Below are 16,639 nucleotides of genomic sequence, written 5' to 3'. Positions count from 1 at the left end.
CTGGATATGATACAATACGGAAAACAGACCATTTTGAAAGGCAGCTGGGGACATGATGACCATCAAAAAAATTTGGGGCTGGATCACATCCATTGGAATTGCTTTTGTCTTCACGCTCTTCATCGGCGTCTTTCTTGTTCAACCCTATAAAATAGAAGGCCACTCCATGGATCCCACCCTGCACGACAAGGAACGGGTTTACGTTTCGAAACTGCCGCATACTTTTGCCTACCTGCCTGAATATGGGGATATCGTCATTATCGACAGCCGTGTAGACCGCAGCCGCTCTTTTAAAGACGATATTATGGATTATCCCTTGATACAGCTTATGACGGGGCCTGCGGACCACACTTTCTTTGTAAAAAGGGCTATCGGCAAGCCGGGGGATACTTTGGAATTCAAAGATCATAAAGTATACCGAAACGGTGAAGCTCTCAATGAACCGTATCTCAAAGAAACGATGAATTATGCTTCGGATAAAAAATGGATCGTACCGGAAAACCACATTTTTGTAATGGGCGACAACCGCAACAACAGCCTGGACAGCAGAGAGCTCGGATTCATTCCTCTTGATCATGTGATGGGAAAGAAACTGCTGCAATAATACTTAATAATGGAAAAAGCGGGTGCACTTATGTCTCATATCATGTCAATGTACAAGCAGTTGGCCCAAATGAAGGTCATCGATCTATCCCATGTGCTGGAAGAGGATATGCCCGTGTATCCCACGCATTCGAGATATTTTCATACGCTGTGGGACAGCTTTGAAACCGGAAGCCCGGCTATGGTGTATCAGCTGATCATCAATGAACACTGCGGAACGCATATGGATTCTACGGCGCATTTTTTGCGGAAGGACCATCCTGAACACAGGGATATGGCGGATACTCCGGTGAACCGGTTTTTTGGCCGGGCGCTGACATTGGATTTTTCAAGTTACAGAGATACGGACCCCGTCTCACAAAACGAGATTGAACTGTGGGAGAACAGCAATTTTGCCATCGAAGAGGGGGACATCGTGCTGTTCCGGTTCGGCTGGGACCGCTACTGGGTACCCCGTTCGGCCGATTCGGCCTATACCCGTTTTTGGCCCGGGCTTAGCGGTGAAGCCGCACAATACCTTGCCGGGAAAAAGATCAAAGCCGTGGGATGCGACACTTTGGCTATAGACAGCTCTTATTCGGGTGCAAACCCGGCTCATTATGCGCTGCTTGGCAGCGGAATCAACATTATCGAGAATTTGACACGGCTGGAGGAAATCGTGGGAGAGTCGCTGCTTTTTGCCTTTCCTCTCAAAATCAAAGAGGGATCCGGCTCTCCGATCCGGGCTCTGGCATTCAAGTAGGCTGCCAGCTTCCGATTCAATCGTTCTTATATCATTCCAGCCCGGATTCATGAGCGTCTTGATTTTTTTCTTGCTTCGATTTTTTCCGCTTTACAATAATGAAAACCAGAATGATTACGAGCAGGCAGACGATCATAACAGGTATAAAAATCCCGAGGTGGTCCATAAATTCCTGCATCCGCTTCCAGTGTTTTCCAAGTATTTTTCCCGCAGTGATAAAAGTGAAGCACCACAGGCTGGCGCCGGTATAAGCCACTAACATGTAATTCCGGAAGTTCATACGCGAAATTCCTGCCAAATAAGCGGCAATATGGCGCAGTCCGGTCACATAATAGCTTACGAATATAATAAAGAAGCCGTATTTTTGGAAAAGAAGCTGCGATTTCTCAATTTTCGCCGCGGTGATGAAGATGTAAGGGCCGACTTTTCTCAGAAAAGGCAGACCGAGCCTCATCCCGAGGAAGTAGCTGATTGAAACGCCGCATATCGCCCCCAGACAGGCGCTGAGAAGCGACATTTCATAGGATAAAAGCCCCTGCTGAACCATATACCCGACAAAGGTCATAAGGATTTCATCAGGAAAAGGCAGACCAATGATACCGAGCGCCATAGCTGCAAATATTCCAAGATATCCGAATTCCCCGATCAGCGTGATAAAGGTTTGTTCCATTGGTTGTTCCGACCCGCCTATCTGTTGGTTGACTTGTTCCTACTATATAATGCTGCGCTGACCAAAAATATGGCGGCATCTATCTAAAGCTACAGCACAATTGTTAACAGAGATGCAGAACTGCTTAAAATTTTTATGAATTTTCAAAGTTAATATAGTAAAAGGAGGGATGTTCATGGCTACACTGGCTAAAGCGATTATTTTAGCGGCTCAAAATCATGAAGGACAAACGGATAAAGGCGGCAATCCCTATGTTTTTCATCCGTTTCGCTTAATGCTGAGAGCTTTGACGGAAGAGGAGCAGATCGTCGCCGTTCTCCATGATACCATTGAGGATACGACGCTTACACTGGATGATTTGCGCAATGAAGGATTCAGCGAGGAAATCGTGGCGGCGGTAGACAGCTTGTCCAAAAGAAAAAAGGAGCCGTACGAGGATTTTATTGTGCGTATTAAGGAAAACTCCCTCGCCCGGAGAGTAAAGGTGCTGGACCTTCAAGACAATATGGATTTGACGCGAATAAAAAAAATGACGGACAAAGACCGCAAGCGGCTGGAAAAATACAGCAAGGCGCTGGACGTTTTGCTAGGTTGACACCCAAGAATACACTTAAACGCAAGGCAGGTGCCCCGCATGGAACCATTTAAAATGGAATCGATTTTTGACGCTATCGGGGAATTGTTTTCAGACGAAACCTCTATCGCCGTTTCCAATACAAAGGAATACATCTATTACCGGCCCAGCAAAAGGATCAATCTTAAAATAAAGCAGGGCGATCCTATAAAGGAAGGGACGATAACGCATAAAGCGTTAGCCGCCCAGCAAAGAATCTCCGAGTTTATTGACCGGGATATCTTCGGAGTCCCTTATTACGGCATGGCTGTCCCTTTGTTCAGCGGTGGTGGGACGGAAGGCTGTGTCTCGGCCATTTTTCCCACCTTGACGACAGGAAAATCGGTGGTAACCGTGAAATATGAGGACGGTTGGGTTCCGGTTCCTTACAGTGATGTCATGTATCTGGAAGCAAGCGACCGCAAAACGTATGTCGCAGCGGAGAAGCTGACCGGCATTCATAAATATACACTGAACGAGTTTGATTTCCTGCTGCCGAAAGATCATTTTGTTCGCTGTCATCGTTCGTTTATAGTGAATGTGAACCATATCAAGGAAATTTATCCGGACACTTCGAGCCTCGTGCTGATTATGAAGAACGGGGCGAAGATTTCCGTAAGTCAATCGTATGTCAGTTATTTCCGAAAACTACTTGGCTTCTGAATATATTTCTGTGCTTCATGCCGAAATAACTATGCTTCGCCCGGTATTTTCCCGTTTTCATCCACAAATGGCTTCCTTCCGTTTGACATAGGTTAAAATAATGTAAAGCACAAATGGAATGGGGGAGCCCTGATGGAAAACGCTTGCACTCGAATCAGAAATCACCGCTTACAAGACAGGGTCGTATCTGCGCAGGAAGCTGCATCCTGGATCAAGGACGGTATGACATTGGGCCTAAGCGGCTTTACCCGGGCCGGAGACGCTAAAGCGGTTCCCTTTGCGCTAGCTGAACGCGCAAAAACCGACAAGCTGAAAGTCAATGTGTATACCGGAGCTTCGCTTGGATCGGATATTGACAAATTATTCGCCGAAGTCGGCCTGCTGCACAAACGTCTTCCTTTTCAGGCAGATCCTACGATGAGAAAAAAGATAAACCAGGGCGAGTTTTATTTTATAGATCAGCATTTATCCAAAACTTCGGAGATGGTACGCGCGAGTGTTTTGGACCCTATTGATTTCGCTATAGTGGAAGCGATTGCAATAACGGAGGACGGCATGATTATCCCGACGACCTCCGTAGGGAATTCGATGGTATTCGCACAGTACGCGAAATCGGTGATCGTTGAAATCAACCTGGCTCAACCGCAGTCATTGGAAGGGATACATGATTTGTACGAACCAGGCAAACAAGGCGAACGTTCACCTATCCCGCTGACGAAACCGGATGACCGCATGGGGACTACAGGGATAGCAGTTGATATCAGCAAAATACGGGGGATCGTTTTTACTAACCAGGCCGATTCGCCGTCGACAATCACCGCACCCGACGAGGAAACGGAAACGATAGCGCGGCATCTGACAGAGTTTCTTCGCGGAGAGGTGCGGGAGGGACGCTTAACGAACAGCCTTGCCCCGCTGCAATCAGGGATTGGGTCCGTTTCCAATGCGGTCTTTCACGGTTTCCTGGAATCGGAGTTTACGGATCTCAAGGTCTATTCCGAAGTTTTGCAGGATGCTGTGTTCGAATTAATGGATGCCGGTAAAGTCAGCTTTGCCTCCTGCTGTTCCATTACGCTTTCGGCTGCAAAGATGGATCAGGTGTTTCCTGATCTCGAGAAATACAGGGACAGGCTGATCTTGAGGCCGCAGGAGATTTCCAATCATCCTGAGGTCATACGCCGGATGGGATTGATCGCAATCAATACAGCGTTGGAGTTCGATATCTACGGCAACGTAAACTCGACGCATGTGATGGGGACGCAAATGATGAACGGCATTGGGGGATCGGGAGATTTTGCCCGAAACGCCCGTATTGCGATCTTTGTCACCAAATCCATCGCGAAAGAAGGGAACATTTCGTGTATCGTGCCTTTTGTTTCGCATGTGGATCACACGGAGCATGATGTGGATGTCGTTGTCACAGAGCAGGGATATGCCGATTTAAGAGGGCTTGCGCCGAGAGAACGCGCCCAGCTCATCATTGAACGTTGTGCACATCCTATGTACCGTGAGCCCCTGTTGGAGTACTACAATGAAGCGTTAACCAGAGGCGGGCAAACCCCGCATGTGTTGGAAAAAGCGCTGTCTTGGCATACGAATTACGCGCAGCACCGAACAATGCTTCAGAAGGTTCTGCAAAGAGGATAAGGAGAACCGTCAGGATGATCTGTTCCTGACAGTTCTTTTTGGTCCTAGTCCACACGTTCTTTTCCCACGTCCGCCTCTCCCGGCGCGCGTTATGGCGCTGCACGGCGGGTTGTCAGACCCCATTCGTCTATACTGGGCGTACCGCTTTCGTATCCGCAGCACGCCTCGATCTATTGCGGCTAAATTTTTGTTTTCATGCACACGTTAAACTAGTATAATAGAAAAAGAAAGCATTTTCATTATAACGGTGTGAATAAGGGGATGAGCATACTATGGACAAGAATGACGGTATGAATTACGCGCCGCAGGGCAAGCCGAACAGAGTGGTTGAGCCAGGCGAATTCAGGTTTGCGGCGGTTGCATTGGACCACGGGCATATTTATGGAATGTGCAACGGATTAGTGGAAGCAGGTGCGGAACTGACAGCGGTATACGACCCGGACCCCAATAAAGTACAGGCTTTTATCGCCAAATTCCCGCAAGCCAGAGCCGCGGCGTCGGAGGAAGAAATTCTGAGCGACCCTTCCATCCTTCTGGTGGCCTCTGCGGCTGTTCCATCGGAACGCGGCCCGCTGGGACTGAGAGTGATGGAGCACGGAAAAGATTACTTTACGGATAAAGCTCCTTTTACGGCACTTGAGCAGTTGGAAGCGGCAAGGGACAAAGTAAAGATGACCGGCCGGAAATATATGGTTTACTATAGTGAAAGGCTTCATGTTGAATGCGCTGTCTTCGCCGGCCAGTTGATCGAACAAGGGGCCATCGGCCGTGTGGTGCAGGTGATAGGAACAGGCCCCCACCGTTTAAATGCGCCGTCGAGGCCGGAATGGTTTTTCCAGCTTGAGAAATACGGCGGAATTCTTTGCGATATCGGAAGCCATCAGATCGAGCAATTCCTGTATTACACCGGTGCCAAAGACGCGACCGTCGCGCACAGCAAAGTGGCTAACTATAACAGCAAGGATTATAAAGAGCTGCAGGATTTCGGCGATGCCACGCTAATTGCCGACAACGGCGCAACAGGATATTTCCGGGTGGATTGGCTGACGCCTGACGGGCTCGGCACTTGGGGGGACGGAAGGACGATCATCCTGGGAACCGGTGGATACATAGAGATGCGCAAATACATTGATGTCGCCAGGGACCGTAAGGGAGATCATCTATTCCTGGTGAACCACGAAGGAGAGAAGCATTTTGAACTGGGCGGCCAAGTGGGATTCCCATTTTTCGGGCAGCTCGTTCTGGACTGCATCAACCGTACGGAGAACGCCATGACGCAGGAGCACGCTTTTAAAGCCGCTGAGCTATGCTTGATCGCGCAAAAGCAGGCGGTTCAGGTAGAGTAGTTTTTGATCAAAAATATTTATCGATATTATAAATAAACTTCATCAAATGGGTTTCAATTCGTCCTAATGAGGTTATTCATATATACGCAGCTTTCCTTCTGCTGCTGAGAACCTTTAAGGATGTGAACATTATGATCAACACAAAGGGTTTGCATCACACTGACAATGTTGTTGCTGAGACGGGAAAGTACATTTGTGAGGCAGGTCAGGCGCAGGAATTGATGCATGGAGATACCTTTCCGGCATGTCCAGTGACGGGGAAGAACACCACGTGGAGACATAGTGCACACAAGCATAACACCGGAGAGATCGTGACGGAAACCGGCAGCTACAGCAGTGATACGGCTGAGCACATTATGCTTCAGGCCGGCGAAGTGTTTCCGAACTGCTTGAGATCGGGCACTCCTACCCAATGGACCCATGCCGAACACGTTTAATTACTGGCAAAAGTCGTTGTATTCCACAGTCGCTCATAATGTCGCTAATATAAACGGGTCACTCACCAGGACCGGTTCTCGCAGCGGAGCCGGTTCTGTTTTCATTATTATGCCATTTCATGATATGCTTAGAAAGGATATACATACCTGCTTAAGGAGGGATTCATGAATGAAATATTTTGCCGTTTTCCTGAAAATGTTCGATGAAGCCAAAAGCTTGCAGTACCGGCCGGAGCATCTGGCCTTTCTGGACGAGCAGCGTTCTAAAGGCACTCTCTTTGCCAGCGGGCGATTTGTCGACGGCGCGGGCGGCCTCGTTATTTATAAAGGCAATTCACTGGAAGATATCCGCGAGATCGCCGAGAAGGACCCTTATATTATTGAAGGCGCCAGGACATTGGAGATCCATGAATGGGATGCCAATATTGCCTGAACGAGTAAAGTTTGAAGGTCGCGGGGCTGGCATGTCGAATCGGTATCTCAAGCTGTTTACAGTTCTGCTTCCGACGATAATTATCGGCAGCTTCGAGTTTATACGGCATGGCTTTCTCATGCCGTATTTGACCATGGAAGCGGGCAATTTTGTTATTGTCCTGGTCACGTTGGTTCTCTCTTATTTGTTCTCTAACTGGATGTTCAACCTGATTGAAGCGAACAACGCCAAGCTGTCCGCGGAACAGTCCAAGCGAGCAGTATATGAAGAAAGAGAGCGGCTAGCCCGGGAACTACACGATAATATTGCGCAAATTCTTTTTTTCCTCAATGTGAAGCTCAAGATGGGCCATATCGACGAAGCCCGTTCCGCCATCTCGGAGATCGACAACCATCTGCGGCAGGCGATTTTTAATTTGAGGCAGCCACCGGATTCCGAGGTCAAGTTCCAGGATAGGTTGCACAAATGGCTGGAAGAGTGGAGCTTGGTGGCGGGGATCGAGGTAGAGCGTGAAATCGGCATCACGGACCGGACCTTTACTTCGTCTGAGGAAATGCTTATGTTCGGCATCATCCAGGAGGCTTTTACCAATATCCGGAAGCATTCCGGAGCTGAGAACGCCCGACTTACGCTAACAGGAACCGCCGGCAGCTGGGAACTGACAATCGAGGATGACGGCATTGGGCTTGAACGGCCGGGCTCGGCCAACCAATACGGCATATCCATGATCCGTAAGAGGGCAGGCGACCTGCAGGCGGATTTTAATATAGGCAAAAAGCGGGACAAAGGCACCATAATCCGGCTGCATTCGCGGAAGGGAGCGCCTTAGACAATGACGATGTACAAGGTCTTGATTGCGGACGATCATCCTTTTGCCAGAGAAGCTGTAAAAAGCCTGCTTACTGACGATCCCTCCTTCCGGGTCATCGGCGAAGCATCCAGAGGCAGCGAGGCGGTGGCTTTATGCGGACAACTGGAGCCCGATCTGGTGTTGATGGACATCCGCATGTCCGACCTGAACGGTTTGGAGGCTGCCAGAAGGATTAAACAGTCCCATCCCCATATCAAAATCGTCATGCTGACGGTGTCCGATGATATCGCTGATCTGTTCACCGCTATCCAGTTTGGGGCACAGGGATATTTGCTAAAAAATATGGACCCGGGCGATTGGATAAAGTATCTCCGGGCTTTGCTGGATGAGAATGCTGAGGTTTCCCGCGGGATGGCGGACAAGCTTTTTCTCAGGTTCCGGTCAGGTTCTGTGTCTTCGGATGTCGATCCCGGCGTATTGACCCAGAGGGAGCGGGAGATAGTGGCCTGTGTCGCCACGGGTGAGAGCAACCGCCGTATCGCTGAGAGGCTGAGCCTTTCCGAAAACACGGTAAAGAACCATCTGAAGAACATTCTTCACAAATTGTGTTTGGAAAACCGGGTACAACTCACGGCTTATGCGTTCAGAAACGGATTCACGCTTTCGTCAAACAATCCATAAAAATGGCCCAACCGGGCCATTATTTTTTTGCCATTTGTGGGATAAAGTGATGAATAGAAAGAAGGGAGGCGCCGTCTCAATTCGATACCGGTATTTATTTATCATCATTCTATTATTTTTGTTCACGTTTCCAAATTCGGCAGGTGCACATGCCGTTCTGGAAAAAGCGGTTCCCGGGCCGGAAAGCCGGATGGACGCATCTCCCGCGGAGGTTCGCTTAACATTCAATGAATCGTTGGAAACTCAGCTGTTCTATATCAGGGTGCTGGACTCAAACGGCAGGAAGGTCACATCCGATAAAGCCGTTATGAGCCTCGACCGCAAAGAGATTGCTGTGCCGCTTCCTGCCTTGAAAGAGGGATATTACACCGTCTCTTATCATGTCATTTCCCAGGACGGTCATCCGATTGACAGCTCCTACATTTTTTGTGTAGGGTATCCGTCTCCTCAGTCGCAAGCTCCGCAACACCTCGGCGGATACGGGCCTCGAGATCAGCTTTCATTTGCGCAGCTTTTGGGTTTTGCATTCCGAATCGTGTACTATCTGATCTTTCTCACTGTCACTGGTTGGGTATTATTGAGGCTGGTATATCCGCCTGAACCGGACGAAGCCAGACGAATCAACGATTTATGGAGACTGAACCTGCTGCGGATAATGCTGCTTTCGCTGATTGCAATGATAGGCTTTCAGCTACCCAACTATATCGAGGACTGGGATCCCTCCCAGCTGGGACATCTGATATTTGCGACAACGGTTGGCATTTCATGGCTGATATCGCTTGTTCTTACATTTGCAGCATTTGCTTATTTGGGGCGCAGAAGATGGTTCTCGTGGGTATGGCTGGCCGGAACGCTGATTTCCGAAAGCATCAACGGCCATGCCATTGCCACCGGGAATTCCGTATTTAATACTGTCATTCTGGACATAGTCCATCTCATGGCGGCTTCTTTCTGGGTGGGCGGTCTGTTCTATCTTCTCATTCATTGGAAAAAGAACCGGGAGCATGCACGAAGCTTTCTGCCGGTTTTCTCAAACATGGCTTTCTACAGCATTCTTTTCCTGGTTGCCACCGGCGTTCTGTGGACTTTAGTCATGGTCCCTCATTTGAAATATCTGCTGTATACCGCCTGGGGAAACCTTCTGATCGCCAAAAGCGCCCTCGTTATCCTTGTCATTGCAGCCGGCTATGCGATCAGGATTTTTATGAAACGGAATAAGGGAAATGCTGTTCATACAGCGGTAAAAGCGGATTTCGGCATCATGCTGGCTATTGTTGGGATCGTCGGCGTGTTTACTTACTTGAATCCGCTGCCTCAGAATGCGCCGCTCCATTGGCATGTGATGGCGGAGAAGATCCACATGACTGCCCGCATTACACCGAACAGCCCGGGAACCAACAAATTCACGGTCCGCGTCTGGCTGCCGGAACAGCGGGACATGCCTAAATATGTACAAATGTATCTCAATTACAAGGATGATCCAGAAGTGGCGCCGATCGAGGTTCCTTTGGAAGCTTCCAAGGGGCTGGAGCCGGAGCTCTTTCCGGGATTCAAACAGTTCAGCTACGAGAAAGAAGGACCTTACCTGCCGTTTGCGGGCCGGTGGGAGCTGGAGGTCCGTGTAATGGACAGCAATGATGAGGAGACAGTGTACCGCAAAGAAGAGTCAGTCTATTAATCAGGGGGGTTCTTTACAAAATGAAAAAGAAAATAGGTCTGTTATTCACGTCTGTCGCTCTGAGCATCGGTCTCTTTGCGGGTGTGGCAAGCGCCCACGTCACAGTTAGTCCGAAAGAAACGAGCCAGGGCTCTTATGAGAAGTTCACCGTTCGTGTTCCAACAGAGAAGGAGTCGGCTACAGTAAAGGTAGAATTGAAGATTCCTGTCGAGTCGGTGGACATTTCCAGGGTGGAGCCGAAGCCGGGCTGGAAATACGAGATGGCCAAGGGAGCCGACAACAAAACAACCGCCATCGTATGGTCCGCAGCCGGTGAGGGGCTTGGACCAACCGAATTTGGTGAATTCAATATCCAGGGAAAAGTGGCGGACAACGCCTCCCAAATCACCTGGAAAGCCGTCCAGACTTATAAAGACGGTTCTATTGTGGAATGGACGGGAGCGCAGGATGCGAAAACTCCGGCGTCCGTTACAACGGTTAAACCGAAGCAGGCCGGAGCCGCGGACGGCCATGGAGCGCCAGCTCCAGCCGCAGGGGCCGCGGACGGGCACGGATCGGCGGCTCCAGCCGCAGGAACAAGCGCACCGGCCGCAGCAGCAGGGCCAGCCGGTTCCTCCTCGCTGCCGCTGTACTTGTCCGTCGCCGCTTTAGCAATAGCGATCCTTTCCCTGATCATGAACATGATGAAAAAGAAAGCCTGATTATCAGCGCTCCTTCGGCATAGTGGGTCTGTTCAAAAAGCTCTTTTTGAACAGGCTCATAGAGCCGTAAGGAGTGTTTTTTTTCCGCGGTGAGCTGTGTTCCTCCCCCAGGTTGGTGATCTCCCGCCGGGTTTTTCTTACCAGATAGGGATTGAGTCTATCAACGCTCCTGTGGTACTGTAATAGGAGCAGACTCAGGTAGAAAGGATCCGTCTATGTCATCGATCATCGTTATTCTATTTTGTTTGATTATTTTGGGGTCACTTTTCAGCTATGCAGTTCTATGCTTTTTTCAGCACAAAAGAAGCAGAGGCTGGCTGATGCTGCTCTGCACCGTTGCAGCCATCGTCCTTTTCGTAATTGCGGTAAGCAACAGATGGATTATCCCGCCTGACAGTCCTATCAAAACGATTTGAGTGAAAAAGAGACCGGATCTTCTCTCTGGCAGGGAGACTTTCGGTTTCTTTTTTTTTTTCAATGAACGCTCTATCCATAACTTTCCATGTTTCAAAAGAATGCTGGCCCATCAAGGCTTTCAGAACTCTATGAGAATTACATTAGAACATTCTCATTGTAATTCCTCTGGGAATCTATCAGAATAGTACTCGAACAACAAACAGCCGAAGCTCTTAATAGAGAGCGCGGGGGATCCAAGTTAAGGGGTGAAGCCTTTCTCGTGAAGGCAGGGGAAACTCTCAACCGAATCCGTCAGCTAACCTCGCAGGCTAAGAAGGGAGAAACATCGAATGAAGAAACAGTTTGGTAAAATGATTATGACGGGGGCCTTGGTATTGGGGCCGCTATTGAGCGCAGGAACCGCTTTCGCGGCAACCGCCGATACAACCCAGGAAGCCCCTGTTCACCGCATAAGCTACAATGTACAAGCTTTTGCGTTTGACGGTTATACCTGGACACAGCTGCAAGGAAATAACTGGGAGCAAATCTTCAAGGATGTATTTACCGGGTTCCCTGGACAAGTAAATCTACCCGCTCCGACACCTGCACCACAACCTCAACCGCAGCCAACTCCTGCTCCGCAGCCAACTCCTGCTCCGCAGCCAACTCCTGCTCCGCAGCCAGCTCCTGCTCCGAAGCCAGCCCCTGCTCCGCAGCCAACTCCTGCTCCGCAGCCAGCTCCTGCTCCGAAGCCAGCCCCGGTTCCGCAGCAAAAGCCTGTGCAGAAGCCAGCGCCTCAGCCTGTGCAGAAGCCAGCCCCGGCCGCACAGAACAGCAGCGCATCCGAATTTGAGAAGCAAGTGCTGCAGCTCGTCAACCAGGAAAGAGCCAAAGCCGGCTTGAAAGCATTGAGCATGGACACGAACTTGTCCAAAGTTGCAATGGCCAAAGCCCAAGATATGTACAAAAACAACTATTTTGACCACAATTCTCCAACTTACGGATCCCCGTTTGACATGATGAAGAGCTTCGGCATCTCCTTCAACACCGCAGGAGAAAACATAGCTAAAGGCCAAACCAGCCCGCAGCAAGTGATGAACGATTGGATGAACAGCGCAGGTCACAGAGCCAACATTCTAAACAGCAGCTTTACCAAAATCGGTGTCGCTGAATATAACGGAGAATGGGTCCAGGAATTCATAGGCTAGGATCATAACAAAAAGGCTGCTTCCGGCATAACTGCCGAAGCAGCCTTTTTTTGTGGCAGCATAACAGGATAACCCGAAGTTAGGCGAATTGGCTTTCCATAAGGTATACTGTTGGGAAACAGTTTGTTTTTATGGAGTGATGGGATGCTTATCAATTTAAAGGACAGAATAGACGAAACAGATGTGAGAGAGCTGCTTGAATATTCCATGTTTGATGAACCTGAAAAGGTGGATAAAGCGTTAGAGGAGTACAGGTACGGCCCGGAGGTTGAATTATATGGGTTGGAAACCGTGGACAGGCTGGTTGGCATGGTAGGGTGCAGAAAGCTTGGCGGCGGTGAACTGGAGATCAGACATTTGTCCATTTTCCCGGAATTCCGGAGAAAAGGGTATGGGGCTTTGCTGATCAAGGAATTAGCCAAATTAAAGCGGCCTGAGACCATTTCGGCTGAGACGGATGACTATGGGGTAGATTTTTACAGAAATGTCGGCTTTCGCGTCATCAGTTTGGGAGAACGATACCCGGGCGTAGAGAGATACCGCTGCGAATTAGATTGGGCCAGCCATGAAGACAACTAGCATCGAAGGTGGATGAAAAACAAAAAAACCGCTAACTCAAGGTTAACGGGGCTCGTTTTTGCGGGTATTCCTACCATTCGACTGACCAGGCGCTCTCATAGGCACGGTTTCTTTGTGTACGGGACTGATTTGCTTCAGCAGCGGCGGGGGAAATGTAGCGCAGCGGAAGCGGTCTTGCCGGTTCAGCTGGAGCTGCTTGCCCAGGCACAAGCTTCAAGCTTGACGTCAAGCTACCTTGCGGCGGACGCTTCTTGATGCGTCAGATTCGGCTGACTTTCGCTTTCCTGTGTACAGTATTTAATTGTGCTTTCACTTGATGTTACCTTCCTCCACTATATGGAGCGGCACGCAGCCGTCGGATCAAATAATTTGGGCAAACGGCTTAAGGCAGCAGCAAATGCGGGTTTGCAAGATGATAATCGGGGCCGAAAATATCCGCGAAGGATTTGCTTTCCTTGCGTCTGATTTTCCGTGCTTCCTTACGGACCGGTGCGGTCTCGAACAGCTGCTTTTCTTCATCCGTTTCCGGAATGATAGCGGGTACTTCCGTTGGACGGTCATCTTCGCCCAGTGCGACGAAGGTGAGAAAGGAAGTGGCGCACACCTTGCGTTCACCCGTCAGCAGGTCCTCGGTCACAACCCGGACGAACACTTCCATCGAGGTTTTGTGGGTCCAGGTGACAAAAGCGGACAGGCACACTGCGTCTCCCTTTTTCACCGGATGGAGGAAATCCACTGAATCCGTGGACGCTGTGACCACGGGGCGCCGCGCATGCCGGGTGGCCGCTATTGTGGCCACATCGTCAATATAGGCCATCAGCTTGCCCCCAAAAATCGTGCCGTGATGATTCGTGTCCGGAGGCAGGACAATGGAGGCTTTTATTGTAAAAGACGCTCTCGCCGGTTTGGCGGGCAAAGTATCTTGAGGATTGCTCATTCGATTTCACCTTACCTATATAATATTTACTTCGTTTAAGTGTACAGGAACAAAATGGACAGGTAAAGTACATAATTCGAATGCTTTTTATTCATTTTATCTATAGGTCGTCGGACAGCCAAACATATCGTAAAGAACAGGAGTCAATTGATGGATATCCGCCATTTAACCTATTTTATAGCAGTAGCCGAACACCGCAGTTTCACAAAAGCCGCCGAAAGCCTTCATATTACCCAGCCCACTCTGTCCAAAATGGTCCGTCTGTTGGAACAGCGGCTGAATGTGACTTTGTTCGACCGCTCAGGCAAACAGATCGAGCTCACCGATGCGGGCCGGACCATTCTTCAATCCTCCCGGCAGATTGTGAGAGCTTTCGATAACTTGTCCGCAGAACTGGCGGATGTGGTGCAGCTCAAAAAAGGGATCATCCGCTTCGGGCTTCCCCCAATGGTGGGCGGACGCTTCTTCCCTTCTATTATTGAACGTTTCCATCTCAAATATCCGGACATTCGGCTGCAATTGGCAGAACAGGGAGGAAAGACGATCGAACAGGAGGTGGACAGCGGGGAACTCGATCTCGGAATGGTTGTGCTTCCGGTGGACGATGAGAGAAAATTTCACTTTTTGCACTGCTTGAAGGAGGATGTTCGGCTGCTCGTCCATACCGGCCACCGGCTCGCTTCACGGGTGCAAGTGCAGATAACTGAGCTGAAGCAGGAGCCTTTTATCCTGTTCCGTGAAGATTTTAACCTGCGCTATTTGATTCTGGAGGAGTGCCGGCGGGCAGGATTCGAGCCTGAAATCGTGTTAGAGAGCTCCCAATGGGACTTTATTACGGAAATGGTTGCTTCCAAATTCGGTGTGACTCTTTTGCCCGAGTCCGTATGCCGATCGCTTGACCCTGCGCGCTTTCGCACCGTCCCCTTGTTGAAGTCCGCCATTCCCTGGCGTCTTTCCATGATCTGGCGTAAAGATAAATATTTATCCTACGCGGCCAGGGAATGGATCCGTTTCATGCAGTCGATTCTTGAGGGAAAAGGATAAGCAACAAAGCCGCCCTGGGTTGATTAATGCTTCTCGAGCAGCAAAGTGACGTCCAATGCGTTCGTTTTCGCAATAATCATATCCTTGGAATCCAGCACCCTGACATCCGCCTGGTGGCGTCCCGTTTTGTTCAATATTTCTTCAGGCACTATCGCGGTCAGGCTGCCGTCCCGGTTCCAAGCCGTTGCGAGCCGCTTATTGTCCAGATACAGAATGGCTCCCGGAACGAAATTCCGGCCTGATACGATCAAGTCGGTCTTGCCTCCGGCTGAACCCGTTTTGACGGAAACCGCGGCCATGGCTCCCAACCCCAGGACGAAATTGCTGTCCACGATCCTGCTCTCGAACGGACGATAGCCGTATCTGTCGCCGAACAGAATGTCATACTGCAGCTGCTTGTACTGCCCGATTTGCTTGCCGTTATCCGTTAACGATTTGTAATTGGGAGGAATAACCGGCTGCTTTTGCGACAGCTTGTCCAGAAAATCGGTAAAGTAAGTGCCCTTCAAGCCTGTCAGCTTCAACACATAAGAACTGAGGAAGGAGGGGCTGATGCTGAATTGATCCTTCTGTTCGGGAAGATAATTGTTCCACACGACCACGGGGGTGCTGTACATTTTTCTCACAAAATCCGGGTCGTTCTCCGATAAATAATTGCTTTCTTTATAGACCTTGTAGTTATTCCCCAGCAGAGGCATATGATCCCCGAAAAAGACCACTACCGTTGGCTCGTCCACCTGAGTGTAATGTTCGGCAAGCATTTGCAGCATACCATCCGCATCGGCGATACCCGTAGCATAGGTTTCCAGCATTTCTTTCGATTCGTCGGACACAGGACCCTGCACCTTAAAGGTGTTCTTCTCAAATTTACCGTTATAAAAAGGGGCGTGATTTTCCATCGTATTGGCGAAGACGAAGTCCGGCCCAGGGGACTTATCCGTTTCGGACATGATCATTTTGGCTACTTCTTCATCCGCCAGGAAAGGCCCTTTATAATTGGGGGCAAAAAATTCGCCGGAAATAAATTTGGAAAATCCGAAATTTTGGTACACGTTCTTCGAGTTGAAGAACCAGTTATGAAAAGGATTGATTGCGGTTGCAGTGTATCCCTGCCTGGAGAGGATGCTGGCCATCGAGTCCACGCCTTTGGTGATGTACTGGTTGTAGGCGATCGAACCTTGAGGCAGAAACCGCGTTGATAATCCGGTCAGCACTTCAAACTCCACATTGGCCGTCCCTCCGCCGAATTGAGGGGACAGCAGCCATCCGCCCGGATAGTTCTGCTGCAGCGAGTGGAAGAAAGGAATCGGATCCCTGTCAAAGGATAGGTCCTTCAAAATGGTCGGATCCCAGAACGCCTCGCTCAGCACCACAATGACGTTAGGCTTTACTTTGGTTTGTCCGGTGTCCTCTTTGGCGGAGGCTAATTTTGCTATGGCCCGCATGCTGC

At 49.7% G+C, this 16,639-nt stretch carries 21 protein-coding genes and 1 riboswitch (1 of these 22 only partly in view); of the genes, 16 read left to right on the top strand and 5 right to left on the bottom strand.

Translation table 11 applies throughout. The features are described from left to right. The first annotated feature begins 52 nt into the window (after positions 1-52). Positions 53-604: a signal peptidase I gene (lepB, locus tag ACZ5N7_RS08305; RefSeq protein ID WP_464658651.1), complete on the top strand. Its 552-nt coding sequence runs from the start codon at positions 53-55 to the stop codon at positions 602-604. 30 nt (positions 605-634) lie between these two features. Continuing rightward, the gene (locus ACZ5N7_RS08300) at positions 635-1,345 is read left to right on the top strand and encodes a cyclase family protein (protein ID WP_464658650.1); all 711 of its coding nucleotides are present in this window, start codon (positions 635-637) and stop codon (positions 1,343-1,345) included. A gap of 31 nt (positions 1,346-1,376) precedes the next feature. Here the strand turns inward: ACZ5N7_RS08300 and ACZ5N7_RS08295 are convergent, their stop codons facing one another. Beyond that, positions 1,377-2,015, bottom strand: a complete 639-nt coding sequence (locus ACZ5N7_RS08295) for a DedA family protein (RefSeq protein ID WP_464658649.1) — start codon at positions 2,013-2,015, stop codon at positions 1,377-1,379. Between the two features lie 175 nt (positions 2,016-2,190). Between ACZ5N7_RS08295 and ACZ5N7_RS08290 the strand changes: the two genes are divergently transcribed. The 10 genes from ACZ5N7_RS08290 (at position 2,191) to ACZ5N7_RS08245 (ending at position 11,025) form a co-directional block, all read left to right on the top strand. Beyond that, positions 2,191-2,610: a GTP pyrophosphokinase gene (locus ACZ5N7_RS08290; RefSeq protein ID WP_464658647.1), complete on the top strand. Its 420-nt coding sequence runs from the start codon at positions 2,191-2,193 to the stop codon at positions 2,608-2,610. Positions 2,611-2,649: 39 nt separating this feature from the next. Continuing rightward, a complete protein-coding gene (locus tag ACZ5N7_RS08285) occupies positions 2,650-3,291 on the top strand; it encodes a LytTR family DNA-binding domain-containing protein (protein WP_464658645.1) in 642 nt (213 codons plus the stop codon). 132 nt (positions 3,292-3,423) lie between these two features. Further along, entirely contained in the window at positions 3,424-4,938 is a 1,515-nt protein-coding gene (locus ACZ5N7_RS08280; protein WP_464658644.1) for an acetyl-CoA hydrolase/transferase family protein, read from the top strand. 272 nt (positions 4,939-5,210) lie between these two features. Further along, the gene (locus tag ACZ5N7_RS08275; protein WP_464658642.1) at positions 5,211-6,284 is read left to right on the top strand and encodes a Gfo/Idh/MocA family protein; all 1,074 of its coding nucleotides are present in this window, start codon (positions 5,211-5,213) and stop codon (positions 6,282-6,284) included. Between the two features lie 131 nt (positions 6,285-6,415). Beyond that, the gene (locus ACZ5N7_RS08270; RefSeq protein WP_464658640.1) at positions 6,416-6,721 is read left to right on the top strand and encodes a hypothetical protein; all 306 of its coding nucleotides are present in this window, start codon (positions 6,416-6,418) and stop codon (positions 6,719-6,721) included. A gap of 169 nt (positions 6,722-6,890) precedes the next feature. Next, entirely contained in the window at positions 6,891-7,154 is a 264-nt protein-coding gene (locus tag ACZ5N7_RS08265) for a YciI family protein (protein WP_464658638.1), read from the top strand. A 31-nt stretch (positions 7,155-7,185) separates the two neighbouring features. Then, positions 7,186-7,983, top strand: a complete 798-nt coding sequence (locus ACZ5N7_RS08260; RefSeq protein ID WP_464658636.1) for a sensor histidine kinase — start codon at positions 7,186-7,188, stop codon at positions 7,981-7,983. 3 nt (positions 7,984-7,986) lie between these two features. Beyond that, a complete protein-coding gene (locus tag ACZ5N7_RS08255) occupies positions 7,987-8,646 on the top strand; it encodes a response regulator (protein WP_464658634.1) in 660 nt (219 codons plus the stop codon). Between the two features lie 49 nt (positions 8,647-8,695). Further along, positions 8,696-10,324 carry a copper resistance CopC/CopD family protein gene (locus ACZ5N7_RS08250; protein ID WP_464658632.1) on the top strand — a complete coding sequence of 543 codons (1,629 nt, stop codon included), beginning with the start codon at positions 8,696-8,698 and terminating at the stop codon, positions 10,322-10,324. A gap of 20 nt (positions 10,325-10,344) precedes the next feature. Continuing rightward, entirely contained in the window at positions 10,345-11,025 is a 681-nt protein-coding gene (locus ACZ5N7_RS08245) for a YcnI family copper-binding membrane protein (RefSeq protein ID WP_464658631.1), read from the top strand. A gap of 281 nt (positions 11,026-11,306) precedes the next feature. Here the strand turns inward: ACZ5N7_RS08245 and ACZ5N7_RS08240 are convergent, their stop codons facing one another. Then, complete coding sequence (locus ACZ5N7_RS08240) at positions 11,307-11,555, bottom strand: hypothetical protein (protein ID WP_464658629.1); 249 nt, start codon at positions 11,553-11,555, stop codon at positions 11,307-11,309. A 78-nt stretch (positions 11,556-11,633) separates the two neighbouring features. After that, positions 11,634-11,767, top strand: a riboswitch (cyclic di-AMP (ydaO/yuaA leader). Positions 11,768-11,982: 215 nt separating this feature from the next. Beyond that, positions 11,983-12,249, bottom strand: coding sequence for a hypothetical protein (locus tag ACZ5N7_RS08235; RefSeq protein WP_464658628.1), 267 nt, complete (start codon positions 12,247-12,249; stop codon positions 11,983-11,985). Between ACZ5N7_RS08235 and ACZ5N7_RS08230 the strand changes: the two genes are divergently transcribed. The 3 genes from ACZ5N7_RS08230 (at position 12,225) to ACZ5N7_RS08220 (ending at position 13,463) form a co-directional block, all read left to right on the top strand. Continuing rightward, on the top strand, positions 12,225-12,629 hold the full coding sequence (locus ACZ5N7_RS08230; protein WP_464658626.1) for a CAP domain-containing protein: 405 nt from the start codon (positions 12,225-12,227) through the stop codon (positions 12,627-12,629). The genes ACZ5N7_RS08235 and ACZ5N7_RS08230 overlap by 25 nt on opposite strands. A 144-nt stretch (positions 12,630-12,773) precedes the next feature. After that, entirely contained in the window at positions 12,774-13,208 is a 435-nt protein-coding gene (locus ACZ5N7_RS08225) for a GNAT family N-acetyltransferase (RefSeq protein WP_464658624.1), read from the top strand. Positions 13,209-13,220: 12 nt separating this feature from the next. Further along, positions 13,221-13,463, top strand: coding sequence for a hypothetical protein (locus ACZ5N7_RS08220; protein WP_464658623.1), 243 nt, complete (start codon positions 13,221-13,223; stop codon positions 13,461-13,463). Positions 13,464-13,590: 127 nt separating this feature from the next. Here the strand turns inward: ACZ5N7_RS08220 and ACZ5N7_RS08215 are convergent, their stop codons facing one another. Beyond that, positions 13,591-14,145 (bottom strand): acyl-CoA thioesterase, encoded by a 555-nt coding sequence (locus ACZ5N7_RS08215; protein ID WP_464658621.1) that lies wholly within the window; start codon positions 14,143-14,145, stop codon positions 13,591-13,593. Positions 14,146-14,295: 150 nt separating this feature from the next. Between ACZ5N7_RS08215 and ACZ5N7_RS08210 the strand changes: the two genes are divergently transcribed. Beyond that, a complete protein-coding gene (locus tag ACZ5N7_RS08210) occupies positions 14,296-15,189 on the top strand; it encodes a LysR family transcriptional regulator (protein ID WP_464658619.1) in 894 nt (297 codons plus the stop codon). Between the two features lie 23 nt (positions 15,190-15,212). Here the strand turns inward: ACZ5N7_RS08210 and ACZ5N7_RS08205 are convergent, their stop codons facing one another. Beyond that, positions 15,213-16,639: the 3' portion of an LTA synthase family protein gene (locus ACZ5N7_RS08205; protein ID WP_464658617.1), read on the bottom strand. The gene runs 676 nt beyond the window's last position; the window shows 1,427 of its 2,103 coding nt (coding positions 677-2,103); the start codon falls outside the window, past its right edge; the stop codon is at positions 15,213-15,215.

The sequence above is a fragment of the Paenibacillus sp. JCM 18996 genome (assembly GCF_055392555.1).
The sequence above is the reverse complement of the archived record's forward strand: the minus strand, read 5'-3'. Positions and strand labels throughout refer to the sequence as shown.

Excerpts from the sequence above, each read along its gene's own strand:
- ACZ5N7_RS08260 (WP_464658636.1), top strand. The coding sequence starts at position 7,186 with ATGTCGAATCGGTATCTCAAGCTGTTTACAGTTCTGCTTCCGACGATA.
- ACZ5N7_RS08280 (WP_464658644.1), top strand. The coding sequence starts at position 3,424 with ATGGAAAACGCTTGCACTCGAATCAGAAATCACCGCTTACAAGACAGG.
- ACZ5N7_RS08290 (WP_464658647.1), top strand. The coding sequence starts at position 2,191 with ATGGCTACACTGGCTAAAGCGATTATTTTAGCGGCTCAAAATCATGAA.
- ACZ5N7_RS08285 (WP_464658645.1), top strand. The coding sequence starts at position 2,650 with ATGGAACCATTTAAAATGGAATCGATTTTTGACGCTATCGGGGAATTG.
- lepB (WP_464658651.1), top strand. The coding sequence starts at position 53 with ATGATGACCATCAAAAAAATTTGGGGCTGGATCACATCCATTGGAATT.
- ACZ5N7_RS08250 (WP_464658632.1), top strand. The coding sequence starts at position 8,696 with ATGAATAGAAAGAAGGGAGGCGCCGTCTCAATTCGATACCGGTATTTA.
- ACZ5N7_RS08270 (WP_464658640.1), top strand. The coding sequence starts at position 6,416 with ATGATCAACACAAAGGGTTTGCATCACACTGACAATGTTGTTGCTGAG.
- ACZ5N7_RS08210 (WP_464658619.1), top strand. The coding sequence starts at position 14,296 with ATGGATATCCGCCATTTAACCTATTTTATAGCAGTAGCCGAACACCGC.
- ACZ5N7_RS08275 (WP_464658642.1), top strand. The coding sequence starts at position 5,211 with ATGGACAAGAATGACGGTATGAATTACGCGCCGCAGGGCAAGCCGAAC.
- ACZ5N7_RS08215 (WP_464658621.1), bottom strand. The coding sequence starts at position 14,145 with ATGAGCAATCCTCAAGATACTTTGCCCGCCAAACCGGCGAGAGCGTCT.
- ACZ5N7_RS08265 (WP_464658638.1), top strand. The coding sequence starts at position 6,891 with ATGAAATATTTTGCCGTTTTCCTGAAAATGTTCGATGAAGCCAAAAGC.
- ACZ5N7_RS08295 (WP_464658649.1), bottom strand. The coding sequence starts at position 2,015 with ATGGAACAAACCTTTATCACGCTGATCGGGGAATTCGGATATCTTGGA.
- ACZ5N7_RS08220 (WP_464658623.1), top strand. The coding sequence starts at position 13,221 with ATGAAAAACAAAAAAACCGCTAACTCAAGGTTAACGGGGCTCGTTTTT.
- ACZ5N7_RS08245 (WP_464658631.1), top strand. The coding sequence starts at position 10,345 with ATGAAAAAGAAAATAGGTCTGTTATTCACGTCTGTCGCTCTGAGCATC.
- ACZ5N7_RS08300 (WP_464658650.1), top strand. The coding sequence starts at position 635 with ATGTCTCATATCATGTCAATGTACAAGCAGTTGGCCCAAATGAAGGTC.
- ACZ5N7_RS08255 (WP_464658634.1), top strand. The coding sequence starts at position 7,987 with ATGACGATGTACAAGGTCTTGATTGCGGACGATCATCCTTTTGCCAGA.
- ACZ5N7_RS08225 (WP_464658624.1), top strand. The coding sequence starts at position 12,774 with ATGCTTATCAATTTAAAGGACAGAATAGACGAAACAGATGTGAGAGAG.